This window comes from Acinetobacter sp. AHP123, assembly GCF_023757925.1.
Classification (GTDB): domain Bacteria; phylum Pseudomonadota; class Gammaproteobacteria; order Pseudomonadales; family Moraxellaceae; genus Acinetobacter; species Acinetobacter oleivorans.
On sequence record NZ_CP092454.1, the window covers coordinates 17,124 to 36,997 of the forward strand.

14 protein-coding genes, 2 tRNA genes and 1 pseudogene are annotated in these 19,874 nt (G+C 38.1%); 7 read left to right on the forward strand and 10 right to left on the reverse strand.

Annotation, left to right across the window (positions count from 1 at the left end; genetic code table 11):
- Positions 1 to 6 precede the first annotated feature (6 nt).
- On the forward strand, positions 7 to 1,095 hold the full coding sequence (locus MJX77_RS00080; RefSeq protein WP_252060228.1) for a M48 family metallopeptidase: 1,089 nt from the start codon (positions 7 to 9) through the stop codon (positions 1,093 to 1,095).
- Positions 1,096 to 1,118: 23 nt separating this feature from the next.
- Here the strand turns inward: MJX77_RS00080 and MJX77_RS00085 are convergent, their stop codons facing one another.
- The 5 genes from MJX77_RS00085 to MJX77_RS00105 all read right to left on the reverse strand — a co-directional run bounded on the left by MJX77_RS00085 (position 1,119) and on the right by MJX77_RS00105 (position 6,699).
- Complete coding sequence (locus MJX77_RS00085; protein ID WP_081399669.1) at positions 1,119 to 1,436, reverse strand: hypothetical protein; 318 nt, start codon at positions 1,434 to 1,436, stop codon at positions 1,119 to 1,121.
- A gap of 368 nt (positions 1,437 to 1,804) precedes the next feature.
- Positions 1,805 to 3,553 carry an FAD-dependent oxidoreductase gene (locus MJX77_RS00090; RefSeq protein ID WP_252060230.1) on the reverse strand — a complete coding sequence of 583 codons (1,749 nt, stop codon included), beginning with the start codon at positions 3,551 to 3,553 and terminating at the stop codon, positions 1,805 to 1,807.
- 356 nt (positions 3,554 to 3,909) lie between these two features.
- The gene (locus MJX77_RS00095) at positions 3,910 to 4,230 is read right to left on the reverse strand and encodes a DUF3969 family protein (RefSeq protein WP_252060232.1); all 321 of its coding nucleotides are present in this window, start codon (positions 4,228 to 4,230) and stop codon (positions 3,910 to 3,912) included.
- Between the two features lie 263 nt (positions 4,231 to 4,493).
- Positions 4,494 to 4,583, reverse strand: a tRNA-Ser gene (locus MJX77_RS00100).
- An 85-nt stretch (positions 4,584 to 4,668) separates the two neighbouring features.
- A complete protein-coding gene (locus tag MJX77_RS00105) occupies positions 4,669 to 6,699 on the reverse strand; it encodes an NADPH-dependent 2,4-dienoyl-CoA reductase (RefSeq protein WP_151963503.1) in 2,031 nt (676 codons plus the stop codon).
- Positions 6,700 to 6,962: 263 nt separating this feature from the next.
- On the opposite strand from MJX77_RS00105, the gene argG reads away from it, so the two are divergent.
- Positions 6,963 to 8,321, forward strand: coding sequence for an argininosuccinate synthase (gene argG / locus MJX77_RS00110; RefSeq protein ID WP_009390370.1), 1,359 nt, complete (start codon positions 6,963 to 6,965; stop codon positions 8,319 to 8,321).
- 60 nt (positions 8,322 to 8,381) lie between these two features.
- On the opposite strand, the gene MJX77_RS00115 is transcribed toward argG, so the two are convergent.
- A complete protein-coding gene (locus MJX77_RS00115; protein WP_151822923.1) occupies positions 8,382 to 9,644 on the reverse strand; it encodes a GGDEF domain-containing protein in 1,263 nt (420 codons plus the stop codon).
- A 149-nt stretch (positions 9,645 to 9,793) separates the two neighbouring features.
- On the opposite strand from MJX77_RS00115, the gene pyrC reads away from it, so the two are divergent.
- From pyrC to MJX77_RS00140, 5 genes and pseudogenes are all read left to right on the forward strand, one after another.
- Positions 9,794 to 10,828, forward strand: coding sequence for a dihydroorotase (gene pyrC, locus MJX77_RS00120; RefSeq protein WP_004793881.1), 1,035 nt, complete (start codon positions 9,794 to 9,796; stop codon positions 10,826 to 10,828).
- Entirely contained in the window at positions 10,813 to 11,475 is a 663-nt protein-coding gene (rnt, locus tag MJX77_RS00125) for a ribonuclease T (RefSeq protein WP_002117536.1), read from the forward strand. The genes pyrC and rnt overlap by 16 nt, the downstream gene beginning before the upstream one ends.
- A gap of 18 nt (positions 11,476 to 11,493) precedes the next feature.
- Positions 11,494 to 11,569, forward strand: a tRNA-Glu gene (locus MJX77_RS00130).
- A gap of 184 nt (positions 11,570 to 11,753) precedes the next feature.
- Positions 11,754 to 13,868 carry a TonB-dependent siderophore receptor gene (locus MJX77_RS00135; RefSeq protein WP_252060234.1) on the forward strand — a complete coding sequence of 705 codons (2,115 nt, stop codon included), beginning with the start codon at positions 11,754 to 11,756 and terminating at the stop codon, positions 13,866 to 13,868.
- Positions 13,869 to 14,098: 230 nt separating this feature from the next.
- Positions 14,099 to 14,783 (forward strand): annotated as a pseudogene (locus MJX77_RS00140) (glutathione binding-like protein).
- 5 nt (positions 14,784 to 14,788) lie between these two features.
- Here the strand turns inward: MJX77_RS00140 and MJX77_RS00145 are convergent.
- The 4 genes from MJX77_RS00145 to MJX77_RS00160 all read right to left on the reverse strand — a co-directional run bounded on the left by MJX77_RS00145 (position 14,789) and on the right by MJX77_RS00160 (position 19,853).
- Positions 14,789 to 16,033 (reverse strand): NADH:flavin oxidoreductase/NADH oxidase family protein, encoded by a 1,245-nt coding sequence (locus MJX77_RS00145; RefSeq protein ID WP_252060236.1) that lies wholly within the window; start codon positions 16,031 to 16,033, stop codon positions 14,789 to 14,791.
- A 187-nt stretch (positions 16,034 to 16,220) separates the two neighbouring features.
- Complete coding sequence (locus MJX77_RS00150; protein WP_252060238.1) at positions 16,221 to 17,816, reverse strand: ABC transporter ATP-binding protein; 1,596 nt, start codon at positions 17,814 to 17,816, stop codon at positions 16,221 to 16,223.
- The gene (locus MJX77_RS00155) at positions 17,791 to 18,801 is read right to left on the reverse strand and encodes an ABC transporter permease (RefSeq protein ID WP_252060239.1); all 1,011 of its coding nucleotides are present in this window, start codon (positions 18,799 to 18,801) and stop codon (positions 17,791 to 17,793) included. The genes MJX77_RS00150 and MJX77_RS00155 overlap by 26 nt, the downstream gene beginning before the upstream one ends.
- Positions 18,801 to 19,853 carry a microcin C ABC transporter permease YejB gene (locus MJX77_RS00160; RefSeq protein ID WP_252060240.1) on the reverse strand — a complete coding sequence of 351 codons (1,053 nt, stop codon included), beginning with the start codon at positions 19,851 to 19,853 and terminating at the stop codon, positions 18,801 to 18,803. Before MJX77_RS00160 ends, MJX77_RS00155 begins: the two co-directional genes overlap by 1 nt.
- Between the last annotated feature and the right edge of the window lie 21 nt (positions 19,854 to 19,874).

Consider the following 19,874-nt stretch of genomic DNA (forward strand, 5'->3'; position numbering starts at 1 on the left):
TAATTTATGTCCCAAGCAGTAGATATCATTTTCTATGATGGCATAGTGTCTAAACCTCACCGTGCTCAGATTTTAGCTCAATCTAAATCTGAAGTTCTCATTCGGTATGGTGAGCAATTAGAACAACAACGTCATTATCAATATACTGATATGAAATTGATTGGTGCGCTGGGACAGTTACACCCAGTAATTGAATTATCTGATGATGCAAGAATTGAATTTCATAGTGCATTACCAGAATGGTTTAATTACACAACTAAAAAGGTTCAACATTCGATTTGGAAACTTGAACGCTCTCCGAGTCTTATTCTTTTTAGTGTAATTTTTGTGATTACTTTCGCGATCAGTCTAGTAAAATGGGGTGTTCCAGCCACATCCCATTATCTTGCTTTTCAATTACCTGAGAATACTTTAAAGAAACTAGGTGATGAAGCCGAGAATTATGTATTAAATAATTGGACTGCACCCAGCCAATTAGCACAAACTCAAAAAGACCAAATTACTAAACAATATTTGAATACTGTTGCTGAAAACAGACCAGCCAAATTAGTCTTCCGTAAAGGCGATCAATTAGGGGCAAATGCTGTAGCACTACCTAATAATACGATCATCATCACAGATGAACTGATCAAAATGGCACATACTAATCAGGAAGTCTTAGGCGTATTAGCCCATGAACAAGGCCATTTGGTTTATCGCCATAGTTTGCAACAAGGGTTAACTAGTTTAGGCCTAAGTATATTATACATTGCAATGACCGGAGATAATTCAGACTTATTTACGTCATTACCTGCGGCTATGATAGGTGCAAATTACTCACGTAAATTTGAGTCCGAAGCCGATCTATATGCTTTACAACTGATGGATAGGAAGCATATAGAAGTCTCGCACTTCGCAAATTTCTTACAACGCTTAAGCGATACAACAGAAGAAGGTATCGATAAAAAAAATCAGTCCAACCCGCCAACTTCTCAAGAAGAATCTTCAGCTAATAAACTATCTACAGCTGTTCTTGATACTTTATCTTCTCATCCCGCAACTGAAGAACGTATTCGAATGGTTCATGATTTTGAGAAAAAACAGAAAGGCCTATAAAATAATTTATAGGTTCACAGGCTCTATCTAGAAAATTTATGGTCTTTAGGAAGTGGAGCATCACATGGTTGATCTGTCTTTACATTGACCATTTTCACTGGCCCATCGTTGTAGATTGTTACCTTACAGCCTTTCACGACATATTCTTGTTGAATGCCACCGTACATTTCATCCTCAGAAACAGCAGATGCAACATCACACGCCTCGTCAACACGGCATATATCCTCTTGCCCACCTACAGCTTCTGCTCCAGCAGCTTCCATTACATCTACAGCACTCTCCTGTACTTCAGCATCTACAGCCTGTATTTTTGCTGCATATGTATTTGAAAGATTCATCATAAGAAAAATTGCAAGAAAGAACTTATTACTAGGTTTTATTAAATTCATGAATTATCCATATCTCTTAATTTAAATTTGGTACATATCAGGCGATTTTACTATGCAAGATAGTGATGCAAAGGGGTTAGTATTATAAGAAACTATTCCGCCTATAATTATACATATAGAAACAATAGTTGACCCGAAAGAATTATTCAAACAATGACAAGATAATGACCATTATGAGGGTGCAATTAACTACAAAATATAAAATTAAGCTGACGTCTAATTGTGCCCAACTCAATCAAAATTTTTATATGGATTGCTAAGTAATAAAAAAGCCCCTGCTTTTAACAGAGGCTTTTCGAATTTGGTGAAGCAGTGAAATTCTAATTCAAACTAAGTATTGATGATATGGCTTTGTGCAACTCATTGTCCGCTGATTCAATTTTGTTGCTTTGCCAAGCAATATAGCCGTCTGGCCTGATCATTATGCAAGCATTTTCATCATTACCCCAAGAGCGAGACAGTTCTCCATAAGAGTCTTCAACGTCTCTTTTGGGACCTACCTGTATAACGTTAATATCCAAGTTAAGCTGTTTATTCAGGTTGTCTACAGCAAGTTTCCATTTATCGCCTTGTAGCCAACAGAAAAGCGTAAACTTTCCATTTCCGATTAAGTCTAAGGTTGATATTTTTTTATGATTTTTGACTAGCCATATATGAGGAAGTTTATGACCTGGGGTAAATGAAGGATAATAATGAAGATCTTCATCTCTACTAGAATCTATTTTATTTTCAATAGCAGACTCTTCTCCAATAATTGCAGATGAATAATACCGTACGTTAGTTTCGACTCCTAAAGCAGCAAATTCATAAGCTTTATATTCAATTGCAGATCTTAAATCACGACGTTTAACAGCACCTTTTTCATTACCTTCGCTTAAGGCATTTATGCTTCCTTGCATCGTCTCTGTACTGTACTTTCCATCTAACTCTAAAGCAGAAAAGATTGTAGAGAACTCTCTAACACTTTGATTTGCTCGTTTAACAATTCGCTCACCAACAGGTGCTCTTTCTTCATTAAAACTGTCTAATAAACCACTACCCGCTTTGCCATTTAATACAAATGCTAATTTCCAACATAAATTATAAGCGTCTTGTATAGATGAGTTTGAACCTAAACCATTCGAAGGTGGATGACGATGGACAGCATCACCAATGCAGAAAACTCGACCTTTTGAGTATTGCTCTGCATACATTTCATTTACTGTCCATAACGACTTACTACTTATGTTTATTTCTATGTCGTTATCACCAATAAGCTGCTTGCAAATAGCAATCGCTTCATCATCGGTAAGAGATGGCTCTTCTTTTTCAATGTCATACCCCCAAACAATCTGCCATTCATTCCAAGGTCTGACCATACGCAACAACCCTAACCCTATCCCACCAATGTTTGCTCCAGGTTGTATAATCCACCAGAGGTAGCCAGGTCGATGCGAAACGTATTTTGTTAAATCGGCTTTAAAAATAATGCTTATACTGCCATTTTTCCCCATTTTACCTGCCATAGGTAAATCTAAATCTTTTACGACTTGGCTACTTGCACCATCAGCTCCGATTAAATACTTACAGCGGATTAAGTATGTTTGTTGAGTTAATCTATCTAAAACAGTGACTGTTACACCATCCTCGTCTTGTACATGAGATAAATATTCCGTATCAAATCTTGGATGACTCCCTCGTGATGCTGCATTTGAAAGTAAAATAGGTTCAAATAGGTGTTGAGGAAGATCGCACTGTTCACAGGGGCTCGCTTTAGCATATTCTGACATTCTTTCTGGATGATTCATTCCATAAGGAAAGCGTCCAATTTCATCACCCGTTAAAGATGTGCAATAAACAACATCTCCCATGACTTCTTTTGGTGCTGCTTTTGCGATTACTTCATCTGAGATCCCCAAGTCTCGAACAATTTCCATAGTTCTTTGACTGATATAATGAGCACGAGGGCTGTTTGCCAGCCATCTATATTTAGTTATTATGATATTTCTAATTCCATAACTACTTAACATAAGTGCAGCAGAAGAACCAGCTGGACCACTTCCAACAATTAAAACATCAGTTTCTAACATTTTTATCCTATTACTTACATATTTTTGACAGCTAAATAGTTACTACATACATTTAAAGCAAATAACCATTTTGAATATAATATTGCTTCTAAAAACAAGCTCAGTTATTAATAAAGTACTCACAACATTAAGCGTAAAATAAAATTTCGCCCTAATTTTTAAATATAAATTATTCCTACAACCCCCTATTTACAAAATAATCATAAATACAATCTCTATCCAATAACAGCTATTTATAAATTTTGATAATTCTTTAAACTCTAAAATTATTCGTAAATTTTCAAAGCTCCTAAACTACTTTCTATAGTATCAAGATCTAATAAGGTGTCAGCAATATTTTTTATATTAAATATATCTCAATTATATTTGTTAAATAAATTTTGATCATACCATTTTTCAAATTCAAAACTAGTTTCAGGAAAATTCTTGATCATATCCTCACATTCCTTAAACATTTTTTCTACTTCATTTTTAAAATCAATCTTTAATTCCCCAAGATCTTCTAGTTCGGTCCCTTTATGAATTATATTAATTAAGTCGATAGAGCAATTATTTTCTTTCAAAAGTCTAAGCATATATGGTGTATACAAAAAATATTCAGCTTCATTTATATCTATATAATTATTTTTTAAAGAGTACAAAACACCTAGATTAATTAGTAAAATTAACTTTTCCAAATCAGTTTTCCAGATCTACTCATTTTTCTCTCCAACTATTCTTATATTAATCGAAAAATCTTATTAAACTAGCTTTAGTAATAATCGATATGTTCATTTTATATCTAAGTAACTCTATTAAATTTTTCTATTTAAAGCCACTTTAAATCCTACAGAATAAGTATAGTAACCTTCAACCTCCAGACTAGATGCTGACGCAACTCAATCAATTTATGCCATAGAAATAAAAAAAGCCCCTGCTTTTAACAGGGGCTTTTCGAATTTGGCGGAAGCGGTGAGATTCGAACTCACGGAGGACTCACACCCTCGTCGGTTTTCAAGACCGGTGCATTAAACCGCTCTGCCACGCTTCCATGTGCGTAAGAATACAAAGCTTATTCATTTTATTCAAGAAAAATATCATCGCTTTGTGTTCAAGTGCATATTGTTTCATCAATTTTACAATCGAGCAGCTAATTCTGCTCCTTCTTTGATCGCACGCTTCGCATCTAGCTCTGCTGCGAGCTTTGCACCACCAATAATATGGTAGTTGGCTATAGTCGACTCACCTTCTTTTGGCATCAAGTCTTTTACCGACTCTTGGCCTGCACACACTACAACCGTGTCTACACGTAAAAGCTGGTCTTGACCATTGTGCTCAATCCAAAGTCCTTCATCAGTGACTGCTTTATATTGCACGCCTCGTAACATACGCACGCCATGCTTTTTAAGCTGTGCACGGTGTACCCAACCTGAAGTCTTGCCAAGGCCAATACCGAGAGGTGTAGTTTTACGTTGTAGTAAATAAATCTCGCGGATTGCTGGTTCAACCACTGGTGGCTGCATACCACCTTCAGAAACATAGTTCGGATCTGGGTCTACACCCCATTCACGTTGCCACTCTGCTAAAGGTTGAGGCTGTGGTTGATGTGGAGGTTTAAGTAAAAACTCAGATACATCAAAACCAATACCACCTGCACCAATCACTGCTACTTTTTGCCCAACTTCTGCACCTTTTAAAACTTGAGCATAAGAAAGAACTTGTGGTGCATTGCTTCCTTCAATTTTTAATGCGCGAGGGATTACACCAGTTGCAACAATCACTTCATCAAAACCTTCGCGTTCAAGCTGCTCGCGATTTACGCGAGTATTTAAACGTACATCCACGCCTGTTTTTTCGAGTTGTACTTTGAAGTAGCGAATCGTTTCGTGAAATTCTTCTTTACCCGGCACAACTTTGGCAAAGTTAAATTGACCACCTACATCTGCAGTTGCTTCAAATAGTGTCACTGCATGGCCACGGCTTGCTGCAACAGTTGCCGCGGACATACCTGCTACGCCACCACCGACAACAGCAATACGTTTAGGCTGCTTAGTTTTTAAATAAACCAGTTCTGTTTCATGGCCTGCACGCGGGTTTACTAAACAAGACACGCGCTTGTTTTTAAAAGCATGGTCTAAACAGGCTTGGTTACAAGCAATACAGGTATTAATTTCATCAACACGGTTAGTCGCAGTTTTATTTACCCAAAATGCATCGGCCAATAAAGGACGCGCCATTTGAACCATATCAGCTTTGCCAGTTGCCAAAATCTCTTCGGCAGTTTCAGGCATATTAATTCGGTTTGACGCAATAATCGGAATAGAAATATGTTGTTTTACGTGGGCTGTGTAATCGACAAAAGCGGCTCGAGGCACCGAAGTTACAATGGTCGGTACACGTGCTTCATGCCAGCCAATGCCAGTATTTAATAAAGTCACACCCGCTTTTTCTAAAGCTTTTGCAACAGTAACTACTTCTTGCATAGTGTTACCGTCATGAACTAAATCAAGTAAAGACAAGCGGAAACAAATAATAAATTTCTCACCAACTTTGGCGCGAATCGCTTTCACAATCTCAACAGGAAAACGCATCCGGTTTTCAATTTCACCACCCCAACGGTCAGTACGCTGGTTAACGTGGCTACTTAAAAACTGATTAATTAAATAACCTTCCGAGCCCATAATTTCGACACCGTCATAACCTGCTTTTTTGGCAATGTCAGCGCACTGAGCGTAATCTTCTATTGTGCTGAGAATATTTTTTTCAGAAAGCTGACGCGGTTTAAATGGTGAAATTGGAGATTTAATTGCTGTTGAAGACACAACAAATGGTTGGTAACCATATCGGCCAGCGTGCAAAATCTGCATTAAGATTTTAGAGCCATGTTTATGAACAGCATGGGTTACTAAACGGTGCTGAGGAACATCAAAGAGACTGTTCATAGTTCCACCCGCAGGTGCCAACCATCCCTGACGGTTCGGAGAAATACCACCTGTCACAATCAGGCCAACCCCACCTTTTGCACGCTCTTCAAAATAAGCTGCCAGTTTTGGATAGTTAAAAAAACGGTCTTCAAGTCCCGTATGCATGGATCCCATCACCACACGGTTTTTAATGGTGGTAAAGCCTAAATGTAATGGTTTTAATAAATTGGCGTAACTTGTCATGCTGCGTCCCAATAGTTTTTTGCAACTTGTTGCATAGTACTTTAATACTTTTTTGATAATTTTGGATGACCCAGAATTATTTTTTATTCGAGATTATGGTCAATCTATATATAAAGAAGACAATCCCATATTTTCTTCAAATAATAAATACCAATCAGAACAAGTGAATTAATGCTTTTTTGCCAAAAAAAGCACCATGAATAGTGCTACAATAGCCGCCATTCAGAATTCTCGAGACCACCTCAACGGGGTCTTTTTTATAAATGTTAGGATTAGCAATGACTGATAATGCAACTATCTTGCAGCATGTACCAGTAGGCAAAAAAGTTGGGATTGCCTTCTCCGGAGGCCTAGACACTTCAGCTGCTTTATTATGGATGAAACAAAAGGGTGCAGAGCCTTATGCATATACTGCAAACTTAGGCCAGCCTGATGAAGATGACTACGATGCAATTCCAAAGAAAGCAGAACAATACGGCGCTGTAAAAGCTCGCTTAATTGACTGCCGCTTACAACTTGCGCTTGAAGGTATTGCTGCAATTCAGTGTGGTGCATTCCATATCAGTACAGGTGGTGTTCCTTATTTCAATACGACTCCATTAGGTCGTGCAGTAACAGGTACAATGTTAGTTACTGCAATGAAAGAAGATGACGTAAACATCTGGGGTGACGGTTCAACTTATAAAGGTAACGATATTGAACGTTTCTATCGTTATGGTTTGTTGACCAACCCGAATCTTAAAATTTATAAGCCTTGGTTAGATCAAAACTTCATCGATGAACTCGGTGGCCGTGCAGAAATGTCACAGTTCCTGATCGACAACGGTTTTGACTATAAAATGTCAAAAGAAAAAGCGTATTCAACTGACTCAAACATGTTGGGCGCAACTCACGAAGCAAAAGATCTTGAATACTTAAATGCTGGTATCAAAATCGTTGACCCAATTATGGGCGTTGCTTTCTGGAAAGAAGAAGTTGAAATCAAACCAGAAGAAGTAACTGTACGTTTTGAAGAAGGTGTACCTGTTGCGTTAAACGGTCAAACTTTTAACAATCCAGTTGAGCTTATTCTTGAAGCAAACCGTATTGGTGGTCGTCATGGTTTAGGTATGTCTGACCAAATAGAAAACCGTATTATCGAAGCGAAATCTCGTGGTATTTATGAAGCACCGGGTATGGCCCTTCTTCATATTGCTTATGAGCGTTTGGTTACTGGTATTCATAACGAAGATACGATCGAACAATACCGCATTAACGGTTTACGTTTAGGTCGTTTACTTTACCAAGGTCGTTGGTTCGACTCTCAAGCGCTTATGTTGCGTGAAACGGCTCAGCGTTGGGTTGCTAAAGCTGTTACAGGTGAAGTTACACTTGAACTTCGTCGTGGTAATGACTACACCATCATGAACACTGAATCTCCAAACTTAACGTACGAAGCTGAACGTTTAACAATGGAAAAAGGCGATTCAATGTTCTCGCCTATGGACCGTATTGGTCAGTTGACTATGCGTAACCTCGACATTACCGATACACGTGCAAAACTTGGTATCTATACAGATGCTGGTTTACTTTCAATCGGTCAAGGTTCTGCTATTCCTCAATTAGACAGTAAGAAAAAATAATTTTCTTATAACGTCAAAAAGGCCACCTATTAAGGTGGCCTTTTTATTTTTTAAATTCATTCAGGCAATTTCGGCGACTTGTAAAGGCTGATAATAAATTTGGTTACGCCCAAGCTGCTTAGCCCGATATAAAGCTTGATCGGCAGCATGAATTAAATTTTCCTGTGTGACTTTTAAGCCTTCTGTATAGACAGTAAAGCCCAAACTAATCGTTACATGCGTAGAGACCAAAGATGCAGCATGGGGAATCGCTTGACGCTCAATCGCTTTATAAATATTAGCAGCCACCGCATAGGCACCTTGAGCGGGTGTTTTTGGCAAAAGAACCACAAACTCTTCTCCGCCATATCGGGCAACAAAATCAACATGACGAATCGAATTCTTAATTGCAGAGGCAATAGACGAGATGACCTTGTCCCCCATCTGGTGCCCATAAAAATCGTTATAGTTTTTAAAAAAATCGATATCAATAAATAAAACGGCCAATGGGCGTTGCTCTTGCTTTGCCCGATAGTAAAAAAAGTCAAACATCTCATCAAAAGTACGTCGATTAGAAATTTTAGTGAGTGCATCTTGTTGACTTAAATGAAGCAATTCAGATGCCTCAATACGCAAAATCTTTTCATTAAGCTCAGCAAGCTGATTATTTAAAAAAAGACTTCTTTCTCTAGACGTAAGCATCGTACTAATTGAAAAACCTAAAATACAGCTACCAAACAGAGCTCGCCCCAAAGCAATATAGTCACAATTCGCTTGCAATAGAATCAATGAAGAAAAAACAAAAATTGCGGCTGTTAAACCCACATAAAGCATATGTAGAGGCTTTATACCGCTCAAAATAAAGCCGAGCATATATAAAAAAGAAAGTAGTAACATCGACTGATTTTTAAGAGCGATATTTCCTACACTAAGCAGTAACATTGCATTGAAAATAATGGTAAAAAATACAATCCCGCACGCAGCGACGTAAAAATATTTAGTGAGTTTTTTAAACTTGGCAAAAACCCAAAATAGCAGCAGCGCACAAGCAATATTAATTGCACTCAGTAAGCAATAAATAAAATCCCAAGTAATGTAAGGTACGCCAATCACTAAGTAGTCTGTAGGGAGCGCTAATAAAATAAAAATTAGATAGGTGAGAACGCCACTTGCTAAAAATTTGGAGATATTTTGTTTAGTTCGTTCAAGATTTAAGCACCAGAACTTTTTTTCTAATTGATGAGGCAAAGGTGTATTGGCATAACGATGGGTATGTAAAGTTACCAGATATTCTATTTCTTCTTTTGCTTTGAGTAATTCCTGTACATTTCCCCTATTTACCACTACCCGATTCCTACCTCTTACACATTAACAAAATATAACATTATTTTTTGAGGCCTCTTGCGCTTTATTTTGCCATTTGTCCGTAATTCTCGTTACCATTTTCACACTTTATCGATTATCATTTGTTTTATTTCGAAGTTTGAACTGCCTTGGACTCTATTACCCTGCTCCAGCCAGATGACTGGCATGCACATTTACGTGATGGTTTAGCATTAAAACGTACTGTACCTGATTTGGCTAAACAGTTTGCTCGTGCGATCTGTATGCCAAACCTTGTTCCACCTGTAAAAACTGTGGAAGAAGCGCTGGCTTACCGTGAACGTATTCTTGCTCATGTTCCAGAAGGTCTCAATTTTGACCCGCGTATGGTGCTTTATTTTACTGACTTCACCTCACCAGACGAAGTTCGTAAAATTAAAGAATCTGGACATGTAAATGCAATTAAACTTTACCCAGCGGGCGCAACCACCAATTCTGATAATGGTGTGAGTGATATCCGTAAGGTTTATGCAGTTATTGAACAATTAGAAGAACATCAAGTTCCATTATTACTTCATGGTGAAGTAACTCATAACCATGTCGATATTTTTGACCGTGAAAAACGCTTCCTTGATGAAGTACTCAACCCACTCTTAAAACAGTTTCCAAAACTTAAAGTGGTACTTGAACACATTACAACAAGCGATGCGGCTCATTTTGTTTTAGAGCATGATCGTAATGTTGCGGCAACAATCACTCCTCAGCATTTATTATTTAACCGTAATGATATGTTGGTCGGTGGCATTAAGCCGCATTTTTACTGTTTGCCAATTTTAAAGCGCCAAACACATCAAACAACTTTGCTTGAAGTTGCAACGAGTGGTAACCCTAAATTTTTCTTGGGTACAGATAGCGCTCCTCACTCACAAAATGCAAAAGAAAATGCTTGTGGCTGTGCGGGCTGTTATAGTGCACCTAATGCAATTGAGCTTTATGCCCAAGCATTTGACCAAGTGGGTAAATTAGAGCGCTTAGAAGGTTTTGCTAGCCATTTTGGCGCAGACTTCTATGGTCTACCACGTAATACTTCTACCATTACTTTGGTAAAAGAAGATAACCTTGTCCCAGAATCTTTTGATTATTTAGATGATCAAAAAATTATCCCGCTGCATGCCGGGAAAACGCTGCAATGGAGAAAAGTGTGACACAAGAAACCTCTGTCCCGGTCATTGGCCAACGTTTTCGTGGCTTCTTACCTGTTGTTGTTGACGTTGAAACGGCAGGTTTTAATGCCCAGACAGATGCATTGCTAGAAATTGCATGCATTCCAATTGTGTATGATGCTCAGGGACAATTTGTCCCTGGTCCAGCATTTCATGCGCACATTAACCCGTTTGAGGGGGCTAACCTCGACCGCCGTTCGCTAGACTTTATTGGTATTGATCCATTCAATCCAATGCGTATAGCAATGGCTGAAGATGAACGCACTGCATTACGCCGTATTTTTAAGTCGGTCAATGAAGTTCGTAAACAGCAACACTGTACGCATGCAGTATTGGTCGGTCACAACGCTCATTTTGATCTTGGTTTTGTTCAAGCTGCAATTGCACGTACAAGCACAAAAAACCAGAACCCTTTTCATAGTTTTTCAGTCATGGATACAGTTACTTTAAGTGCTGTGATGTTTGGACAAACAGTCCTTGCTAAAGCCTGCATTCAAGCTGGAATTGAGTTCGATGGTAAAGAAGCACACTCTGCTTTATACGATACTCAGAAGACTGCTGAACTGTTTTGCTATATTTTGAACAAACTGTCTCCTTACCTACTTGACAGTTTGGTGGCGGCTTCTTAAGATACCGCCATCCTCAACGTCCCTATCGTCTAGAGGCCTAGGACATCGCCCTTTCACGGCGGTAACCGGGGTTCGAATCCCCGTAGGGACGCCATTATTCTATTCTTATAAAATTTCTTTTTATTTTCTTAATATTTTATTTATTGCTTTAACCTCTATTATTTCCAAATAAAATACATTTGTATTTAAATATCACTGATCCAGTATTTCCTTTACGTAGTTTTACAATATAATAATTCTTATTTTTATACTGATATTTATTATCAATAAGGTTTTAAATGGATCTTAAGCTTCGCCTCCTCTCCCTGAGCATCGCTCAGCTCTGCTGTATCTCAAGTGCTTTCGCAGAAACAGATCAATCTTCAACTACGCTTGCTACCATTAAAATTAAAGCTCAACAAGCCGCTGATCAAACTTACAAAGTAGATAATTCAAGTAGCGCAACACGTAGTGAAGTCGCATTAAAAGATACACCGCAATCTGTCAGTGTGGTGACCCAAAAAGTAATTGAAGATATTGGAGCTACACGTTTAATCGAAGCGCTTGATTTAGCTGGCGGCGTTACTCGTGCTAATAACTTTGGGGGTCAAGGCTTAACAGGGTTTAACCTTCGTGGTTTCACTAGCGGTGAGTTTTACCGTAATGGATTCCCGATTAACCGTGGTTATCCGAACGCTCCAGATAGCAACACGATTGAACGCGTAGACGTTTTACGTGGTCCCTCTTCTAGCTCGTATGGCCGTGGTGACCCGGGTGGTACTTTTAACTTAATTTCTAAAACACCAAAGTCTGAGCAACAAACTACTTTAGGTGCCCAGCTTAACAGTGAAGGTTTATATCGTACCACTGTCGACACGACAGGCACTATTCCAAATGCAGAAAATATTGGTTATCGTCTAAATGTGATTGCAGAAGGTGGTGATAGTTATCGCGACCACGTTGAGTCTAAACGTTATGGAATTGCTCCAGTCATTCAATGGCAAGCTTCCGACGCGACTAAAGTTATCTTCGAAGCCGATATTTTAAGAAACCAGCATCCGCTTGACCGTGGTCATACACGTTATCCAACACAGAAATCTTTTAATAGCTCACCAGAAACCTATTTATGGGAAACAGGTAAATACAACAACCGGCTTTACAATGATAACAATATGACTCAATTACGAGTCGAACACGACCTTGGGAATGACTGGAAGCTGAATGCTGGTGTGCAATATTTAAATGGCAAATTGTATGGCTATGCGGTAGAAGCAAATGGCATTCAAAATGACGGTGAAACTTTAGGCCGGAATTACAACTATCGTGAATTGAAATGGCAAGATACAGATGCCCAAATTAACTTAACAGGTAATTTCCAGCTTTTAGGATTAGCACATACCTTAGTGACTGGGCTTGAATATGAAAATTATGATTACAAGTCATACATTATTCGTTCAAGTGGTGATGTCGGTAGTTACCCTATTAATATTTATAATCCTGTTTTAGGCCAACCACTGCCTGAGCTTAATCGGCTTACTACACATGATCGTGAAAACTTAAAAACAACCGCCCTTTTTGTACAAGACCAAATCGATTTAAATGAACGTTTAAGTGCACTATTGGGCTTACGTTTTGAGCACTACGAACATGATTACAAAAACCTATTACCGAATACTGCAAACTGGAATACCAGTCATGATGCGTTTATTCCACGTTTAGGTTTGGTTTTTAAAGCTCGTGATGACCTTTCAATCTATAGCAATGCTGCAAAATCTTTTAAACCAAACACTGGTGCTAGCCGTAATGGAGAAGGTTTTGACCCTGAAGAAGGCATGGCTTACGAGTTAGGCTTTAAATGGCAAGCACTCGACAATATGCTATCGGTTGACTCTGCTATTTTTTATGCAAAAAAAGAAAATGTATTAACCCTCGATCCTGTAGATTCAGCCTATAAAGTTGCTGCTGGCGAAGTTCGTAGCCAAGGTATTGAGCTAAATGTTGCAGGGCAAATTACTCCGGCTTGGAAAATTATTGGTGGATATGCTTATACAGATGCAGAAGTCAGCAAAGACAATACTTTGAAAAAAGGAACCACCTTAGCCAATATTCCAAAGAATAGTTTTAATCTTTTAAATATCTATGAGTTTCAGGATGGTCCTTTACAAGGTTTAGGTCTAGGAATTAATCAAAAATATATTGATAAGCGTGCAGGACAAACAGCCAATAGTACTTACACCATGAAAGGTTATGCGGTTACAGATTTGGTTTCTTACTATCAAGCAACACCAAAACTTCGTCTTAACTTAGATCTGAAAAATATTTTTGACAAAGTTTATGATGAAAGTGCTTTCAATTTATATGCTTATCCGGGTGAATCACGTACGGTTCAATTGGGTATGAGCTATACGTTCTAAACTGAACTATAAAAAGATCTGATATACGGTAACCTCTTCAAGGCAACAAACTTGTAGGTCAGATCTCGTTAGGGATATCAAACACTAAAAAGCCACTCCATTTTTAATGGCAGTGGCTTTTTATTAAGCTACTTTTATATAAAAAATATAATCTACTGATTTATAAATATTTTTATAATTAAATTATGTTCTATACTCAACATATATCAAAACTATAATTTGAACATGACATGCAAATTCGATTATTTCACCTAAAAAATTCGCGCTCTCAACGCATCATTTGGTTTTTAGAAGAATTAAAACTCAACTATGAGCTCACTATTAAAGATCATTCAGTTATAGGCGAAGATAAAAACTCACCTCATCAATTATCAAAATTTCCAACTCTCGAAATTATTGAACAAGGAAACACTTCAGTCTTAGCTGAAACCTCAGCAATTTTAGATTACCTATCTCATTTACACCCACAATTGGGACCGAACAGCCTATCACGCCAACAACTCCAAAATTTTTGTTATTGGAAAAATTATTGCGAGGCAACATTTATTCCCGATTTAGTACTCAAACAAATCTTTCACCAAATTGCACAACGTACATCTTTTTCCGATCCGTTTCATTCCTAAACTTTTAAAATATGGATTCGATCAAGGCTATCTCAATCAATCACTACAACAACAAATGAAAATGATTGATGAACATTTAGAGCATCACTTATGGTTTGTTGGAGATCAGTTTACTATTGCTGATATTTTGATGTGGTTCCCATTATTAGCTTGCTCACAAAATTACAGCCAGTTTAAACATATACACCGTTATCTTGCCCAAATAGAAAACAGACCTGCCTTTAATAATGCTTTAATTAAAGGCCAATGGTCTGCTTCTACATTTAACGCTTACTGGACGACTGCATGGTAATGAAATTATGCAGACTTACGCGAGTTCACTTGTCCTTGAATCACCGCTTTAATATTGCCTTTGGCATAATTTAAAAACACCACAAGTGGTGAAAGTTTTGGATTTGGTTTTTTACCCTTGCCAATGGTTTTAAATTGAGCGGCATACCAAATAATTTCCATAATTGCCATTTTATCGACAAAAGGTAAGCCCGTTTTAATCGGTTTTACGGCATAACGCACGTCTTGCCCTGCAATTAGACGTTCTGTTAAATCGGTTTCCACGGCAAATGGGCGAGCAATACCAATAAAGTCACATGCACCACTTTCAAGTGCAGCATTCATGCCCTCTACAGTACGGAACCCACCTGTCACCATGAGCTTACATTTAACATGCTGACGGATTTTCTCAGCAAAATCTAAAAAGTATGCTTCACGCGCAATCGTGCTTGCTTTACGTTTATCCGCCTTAGCTCCAGCCATTGCTGGTGCCTCGTAAGTGCCGCCTGAAATTTCAATTAAATCGATACCAGCTTCGTCTACTGCTTTAAACACTGAAATGACATCTTCTTCGCTAATACCGCCACGCTGAAAGTCAGCTGAGTTAAGCTTCACTGAAATAATAAAATTTTCAGAGGTTGCTTCACGTACCGCCTTATAAACCTCTAATAAAAAACGGCTACGATTTTCAACTGAACCGCCCCATTGATCTGTACGCTTATTAGTTAATGGCGATAAAAACTGACTAATTAAATAACCATGTGCGCCGTGCAATTGCACGCCTTCGAAACCTGCTTTTTCACAGATCTGAGCTGCTTTCGCAAAACGATTAATAATATCTAGAATTTCATCATGACTAAGTTCACGTGGCGTTCCAAACATGGTTGCTAAAGCTGGGCTAAAAGGTACTGCCGATGGCGCTACGGTTTCTTTATTTAAACCTTTTGGACACTGGCGACCTGGGTGTGACAATTGAATCAATTGCACCATGCCGTATTTTTTACCTAAGGCCGCCCATTCTTTTAAGCGATCTAGGTCACGTTCAGTTTCAATAACAACAACACCTGGTTCATTTTTTGCTCCAGCATTTACCATGACATTGCCCGTAATGGCACAGCCAAGTTCACCTTTTGCCCAAGCACCATATAAGCCCAAATGTAAATCATTTGGTTGGCCTTCATAATTTGCAAGCGCCTCACTCATCGCACCTTTAATAATTCGATTTTTAAAGGTGGTATTGCGAATTGTGATGGGTTGAGCAATCTGGTTCATGGTTAACCTCTTTTTTTGAATTATAGAGCAATTACTCTAATTTAAATGAGTTATTGAGCGTGTCAAGACATAATCGATAACTGACAATAGCACATGTCAATTTTAAAGAATATAAAAATATGCAACTTTTTGCATAAGTCAAAAATTAAATTTATTCTATTAAAAAACAAATAATTAAAATAAAATCTTAAAGAGATGCTCTAATTAACTGTCTGGTATATTCAGTTTGCGGTTTAGAAAATAGAAGTTCAGTTTCCTGAGATTCAACAACTTTAGCATGACGTAATACCATCACTTTATGGCACAGTGATTTCACTATATTTAGATCATGACTAATAAAAATATAACTTAACTGCTCAGTTTGCTGTAATTGTCGCAACAACTTAATTATGGCTTTTTGCGTGGTCCGATCTAAGGCCGATGTAGGTTCATCCAAAATTAAAAGTTTCGGCTGAACCACTAAAGCTCTGGCTAAGGCGACACGTTGACGTTGCCCGCCTGAAAGTTCATGAGGATAACGATGTTGAAAATCTTCAGCTAATTCAACTTTTATCAAGGCAGATTTAACTTGCTGAGTTACCTCTTTTTCATTCACAGCTTTTAACTTTAACCCTTCAGCAATAATCTGCCCTACTGTCATACGCGGGTTTAAACTGCCAAATGGGTCTTGGAATACAAGTTGAAAATCTGATCTCATCAACCGCAGCACTTTTGGCTGTAACTGATTCAAATCTTGCCCTAAAAAAACAATTTGCCCTTTACTCTTAACAAGCTGAACCAAAGCAAGGGCTAAAGATGACTTACCCGCACCACTTTCACCAACCACTCCAAGTGATTCACCTTGAGCAAGATCGAAACTCAAATCTTCTATTGCAGTGAAATATCCTTGAATGCGATTTAAAATTCCTTTTCTTATAGGAAATTGCACCCTGAGCTGTCGAACTGATAAAACATTCTGTTGAGTGGGTCTAGACTCTACACTTCCAAAATCATGATCTAACAACTGTGCTGTATAAGCTGTTTTAGGGTTTGCAAAGATTTGGCTCAGTTCACCTTGCTCTACTACACGCCCACTTTGCAATACAATCAATTTCTCAGCATAGAGATGTACTAAATTTAGATCATGGCTAATTAAAATAAGTGCCATTCCATATTTTGCTTGTAAAGATTTTAATAGCTCTAAAATCTGTATCTGTAAGACCACATCTAAAGCAGTCGTAGGCTCATCTGCAATCAAAACTTTAGGCTGAAGCGCTAATGTCATCGCAATCATGACACGTTGTTTTTGACCACCAGAGAGCTCATGTGGATAGCGTTTTAAAATTTGTTCTGGTTCAACAATTCCCACATCTTTTAGTAGTTCAACTATTTTCTTTTGAACTTCAAATTTTGAAAAACCTGATAAAAGAAGGTTTTCTCCTACAATTTTTTCAACCCGATGTAGCGGATTTAACGCAGTAGCAGGCTCCTGAAAAATCATAGCGATTTGTCGACCACGTAAATATGATTGAGCTCTCTCATCTAATTCAAGCATGTTTTGTGAGCCAATCCAGACCTGACCCGTTACTTCTAATTTTTCTTGCAGCAATCCCATTATTGCTAAGCAGCTCATCGATTTACCTGAACCACTTTCGCCCACAATAGCGAGTGTTTCACCTTCACTTAAGTAAAAATTTAGATCTTCCAATAAAATCTTTTGGTCTTTGGTTTGAACTGAAAGATGTTCAACCTTTAATAACGTTGAGGCAGTATTTAAACTATTTTCTTGGGTCAAAAGCATCACGGGCTGCCTCCCCAATATAAATTAAAAGTGAAAGAACAATAGCCAGACTAAAAAAGCCCGAAATTGCTAGCCATGGCGCATCTAAATTATTTTTACCTTGTAGCAATAACTCGCCCAATGAGGCTGCATCGGGTGGCAGTCCATAGCCTAAAAAATCAAGAGCTGTTAAAGCGCTAATATTGGTTGTTAAAATAAAAGGTAACTGAGACAAACTCGAACTGATCGCATTGGGCAAAATATGCTTAAAAATAATAGCGCGATCGGTCACTCCCAAAACTTGGGCTGCACGAACATAATCCAACTGGCGAGCTTTTAAAAATTCTGCTCTGACAATTCCCACCAAAACGGTCCAGCCAAAAAACAACATAATGAAAAAGAGCCAATATACATTTGGAACAAACATACTGACTAAAATCATGACCATAAAAAGCATGGGTAAGCCATTCCAGACCTCAACCAAACGTTGTCCTAATAAATCTACCCAACCGCCATAGTAACCTTGAATGGCACCTACGGTAATTCCAAATAAAGTGGAACAAAAGGTTAAAGCTAAACCGAAAAGTAACGATACTCTTAAGCCATAAAGAATGCGGGCTAAAACATCCCTTCCCTGATCATCTGTTCCTAACCAATTTTGCTTGGAGGGTGATGACGGTACAGGAACAGCCAAGTCTAAATTGGGCGTTTGATATGAAAATTGAATGAGCGGCCAAACTGCCCATCCTTTAGCCTCAATAAGCGCTTGTACAGCAGGGTCTTTATAATCAGCTTCTGTTTCAAACACCCCACCAAACGCCGTTTCAGGATAAGTTTTAAACACAGGTAAATAGTAAGAATCGTCATACTTCACTAATAATGGTTTATCGTTAGCAATTAACTCCGCAGCTAAGGATAAAACCAAAATCAGACTAAATAAAATAAAGCTGGCCCAGCCCAATTTATGCTGCCTAAAACGCTGTAATCGTGTACGCACAATCAGAGACATTATTTGCCTCCTTGTGCATCAAAGTGAATTCTTGGATCAATCCATTGGTACAACACATCACATATGAGACGTAAAATTAGGCTAAATAAAGTAAAGAAAAATAAAACCCCAAAAATAACAGGATAGTCACGCTGGACAATTGCTTCAAAGCCCAACAAACCCACCCCATCTAAATGGAAAATAATTTCTACAAACAGATTACCCACAAAGAAAATGCCCGCTAACACTTCTGGCAAGCCTGCGAGCACAACTAAAATAGCATTACGAAATACATGCTTATATAAGACCTGTTGGCCATTCAACCCTTTTGCATAGGCTGCCAAAACGTAGGGTTTATTGAGTTCTTCTAAAAATGAGTATTTAGTTAAATAAGTTAAACTGGCAAAACCGCCTAATACCATCGTAATCAGTGGCAAAGTCATATGCCATAAATAATCGGTAACTTTGCCCCAAAGATTAAGTTGATGAAAGTTATCTGATACTAAATTTTGTAATGGAAACCATTGAAAATAAGAGCCGCCTGCAAAAAAAACAACTAACAAAATGGCAAATACAAAACTCGGTACAGCATATCCCACTACAAGAACTAAAGAGGTGGACCGATCAAACCATGAGCCTTGCTGTCTTGCTTTCTTAATTCCCAGCGGAATAGAAATTAAATAAATCAGAAAAGTGCTCACCAGTCCAAGCGAAATCGAAACAGGTATTTTTTCCCACAACAATTCCACGACTGGTTTATCTTTAAAGAAGCTTTGTCCAAAATCTAAAGTTAAATAACCTTTTAACATTAGAAAAAATCGTTCAGGGGCAGAACGATCAAAGCCGTACTGAGCCTTAATTTGTTCAACCATTTCAGGGCTTAAACCTTGAGCACCTTGATAATAAGTTTCTGCACTCAATGCACGACCAATTCCCAAATCGCTTTGTGCCTGATGTATTGCTTGCTCAACTGGCCCACTCGGTGCAATTTGCACAACCACAAAGTTAATCAATAAAATGACAAACAATGTGGGAATCATTAAAAGAAGTCGCTTGAGAATATATGAACCCATATAACAGGATTTCCTTTATGG

What these genes read in the sequence shown, in the direction of transcription:
- MJX77_RS00080 (WP_252060228.1), top strand. Translation starts at nt 7, where the DNA reads ATGTCCCAAGCAGTAGATATCATTTTCTATGATGGCATAGTGTCTAAA.
- rnt (WP_002117536.1), top strand. Translation starts at nt 10,813, where the DNA reads ATGGAGAAAAGTGTGACACAAGAAACCTCTGTCCCGGTCATTGGCCAA.
- MJX77_RS00105 (WP_151963503.1), bottom strand. Translation starts at nt 6,699, where the DNA reads ATGACAAGTTACGCCAATTTATTAAAACCATTACATTTAGGCTTTACC.
- MJX77_RS00085 (WP_081399669.1), bottom strand. Translation starts at nt 1,436, where the DNA reads ATGATGAATCTTTCAAATACATATGCAGCAAAAATACAGGCTGTAGAT.
- MJX77_RS00155 (WP_252060239.1), bottom strand. Translation starts at nt 18,801, where the DNA reads ATGTCTCTGATTGTGCGTACACGATTACAGCGTTTTAGGCAGCATAAA.
- MJX77_RS00145 (WP_252060236.1), bottom strand. Translation starts at nt 16,033, where the DNA reads ATGAACCAGATTGCTCAACCCATCACAATTCGCAATACCACCTTTAAA.
- argG (WP_009390370.1), top strand. Translation starts at nt 6,963, where the DNA reads ATGTTAGGATTAGCAATGACTGATAATGCAACTATCTTGCAGCATGTA.
- MJX77_RS00135 (WP_252060234.1), top strand. Translation starts at nt 11,754, where the DNA reads ATGGATCTTAAGCTTCGCCTCCTCTCCCTGAGCATCGCTCAGCTCTGC.
- MJX77_RS00090 (WP_252060230.1), bottom strand. Translation starts at nt 3,553, where the DNA reads ATGTTAGAAACTGATGTTTTAATTGTTGGAAGTGGTCCAGCTGGTTCT.
- MJX77_RS00160 (WP_252060240.1), bottom strand. Translation starts at nt 19,853, where the DNA reads ATGGGTTCATATATTCTCAAGCGACTTCTTTTAATGATTCCCACATTG.